This is a genomic window from Cedecea sp. NFIX57 (assembly GCF_900177785.1).
Lineage (GTDB): Bacteria > Pseudomonadota > Gammaproteobacteria > Enterobacterales > Enterobacteriaceae > Cedecea > Cedecea neteri_C.
Genome location: NZ_FXAS01000104.1, coordinates 1 through 1,917, shown reverse-complemented (window position 1 = coordinate 1,917; position 1,917 = coordinate 1). Strand labels below are relative to the sequence as shown.

Annotated in this window: 2 protein-coding genes; both read right to left on the bottom strand. The window is 63.8% G+C overall.

Annotated features, from left to right (window positions below):
- Nucleotides 1-286: 286 nt before the first annotated feature.
- Nucleotides 287-769 carry a phage virion morphogenesis protein gene (locus B9Y90_RS25965; RefSeq protein ID WP_254902777.1) on the bottom strand — a complete coding sequence of 161 codons (483 nt, stop codon included), beginning with the start codon at nt 767-769 and terminating at the stop codon, nt 287-289.
- Nucleotides 770-771: 2 nt separating this feature from the next.
- The coding region (locus B9Y90_RS25960) for a phage head morphogenesis protein (protein ID WP_139827516.1) at nt 772-1,917 on the bottom strand (1,146 nt) is incomplete at its 5' end.

Genomic DNA, 1,917 nt, shown 5'->3' with positions numbered 1-1,917 from the left:
GTGGCCAGCGAGGCGGTGGCAAATTTCCACATGGAAGGTCGTGTCCCTGAGTTGTGTTCTGCAGGCAGGGTAACGCCCGCCAGGAGGCGCAAACAGTTGCGCAGGCGAAGCAGATAAAAGGAAACGGAAAAGGACGTGCCGGGAAAAACTGAAGGAGAGAGGCGAAACGGGATGCGGGACCCCGTTTAAAACCCGTTTAAATCGCGTCAGACTGATTTAAATAACGCGCAGGCATACCACGTTACCCGCAAACAGTCGTAAACGCCACAGGGCGTGTTACAGGCGCTTATTCGTTTCCGGTCATAAACGCGATGACGGCCTGCTGTATTTCCTCGAGGTCGTGGTCGGTCAGCGTCAGGAACGGCCGGGCAGGAATATCCGACCCCGGATGGTTGACCTTCTTCGCATAGCGGCCGTTGAAGCGCAGCGCCTGGCGGTTGCGGGGGCGGATTTCATGGGGGCGGGTTTTGCCACCCTGGTTCTGGATACGGGCATATACCACGTTGGTGCCCACCACGGCGGTGTCGTTGTCGTGCCAGGGGGTGATGGAGCCGTGCAGATGCCGGGTGTGCATCAGCGGCTGGCCATCCCGATATTTAAGCGGCTTCCATGCCGGGCGGCCCCCGGCGATAAAATTCTCATCCACGGCGTTCAGCATGATATTCGCTATCTGCTCCATCAGCGGAGTACGGCGCTTAACCCGTTTTTCCAGCGCCGCCAGCGCGGCTTCCAGGTCAGGCGGAATAGTCAGGGTGATTTCCGGCTCCACAGTCAGTCCTCCTCGTCAGGTAATGTCCCGTCCAGCACGGCGGCATCGCGCAGGTCCGCCGCGTCATACAGCTCCACGCCGGTGATGCGCCACCCTTGTGCGAACGGGGTCAGCGTGACCGCCAGCCGCTCCCCGGTGCCCCGCGTCACCACCGTCACTTTTTCGCCCTGCGTCACCACCGCGTCCGGGCGATACAGGGCGGAGACCAGGCGCGGCCACAGCGTCTGGCCGCTCGCGAGGGCATGCTGCACGACGGCATCGGTCAGCGTAATGACGGGCCGGGGCCACGGCCGGGACTGGTGCCCCCGCAGCGCCCCCTGCGCACGGGGAGACAGCGCCCCGACGCGGCGAAAGTCCCCGGCAGGCTTGCCGGGCAGGCCGTTTACCCACTGTTCCATATCCCGGTTCATGGTGCTCACCAGGCGGTTATTGCTGAGCGTCTCCCGGACGGCCACGGCCGCAAGCTCAGGCGCGGCCGTCGTGCCTTTCTCCAGCAGGCTCTGCCCGAGCCCGGCCAGATAACTGCGGCCCGGATTAAGATGAAAACCCGCATCCGGGACCAGCAGCGCCCCGGTTTTCGGGTCTCTGTACGCCGTGACCGGCCGGGTTTCGCCGTCCGTGCCGTAAGGCTGCTGTACCGTGACCAGGCGGCCCTCACTGGACTCCAGCCCGACAGGATGGCTTTCCATCTGTGCACGGGTCAGGGCCCGTATCCAGCAGCGGCAGCGGTAACCGTTCGGCGGGTAGATACTCTGCCAGATGGGATCGTCAGCGGCGAACACCCGCCCGTTAAGGCTGGCGTGCATCGGCCGGGTGCGGTTATCCATCACCGCGTTATATTCCCAGTAAGGCCGCTCCGCGACGGTGCGCATCTGCTGCTGGTAGCGCCCGGCCGCGTAAGCCGACTGGATATTGGTCCGGAATATCGTATCCAGCCGGTACGGCATCAGCTTTTTGCCCGCCAGCTCCCCGTGCGCATCGGCCACCAGACCGCGTCCCAGCCAGCCCTTACGCTGCAGCAGCGGCTCGAGGTCATTGTGGAACTGCTGCAGAGTGGTGCCGTTCGCCATCGCCTGCGTGAGCCCCTGGTGGATATCGTTCAGCACATCGAGCTTCAGAATACCGGCGACGGTGAACTGCACGGCGTG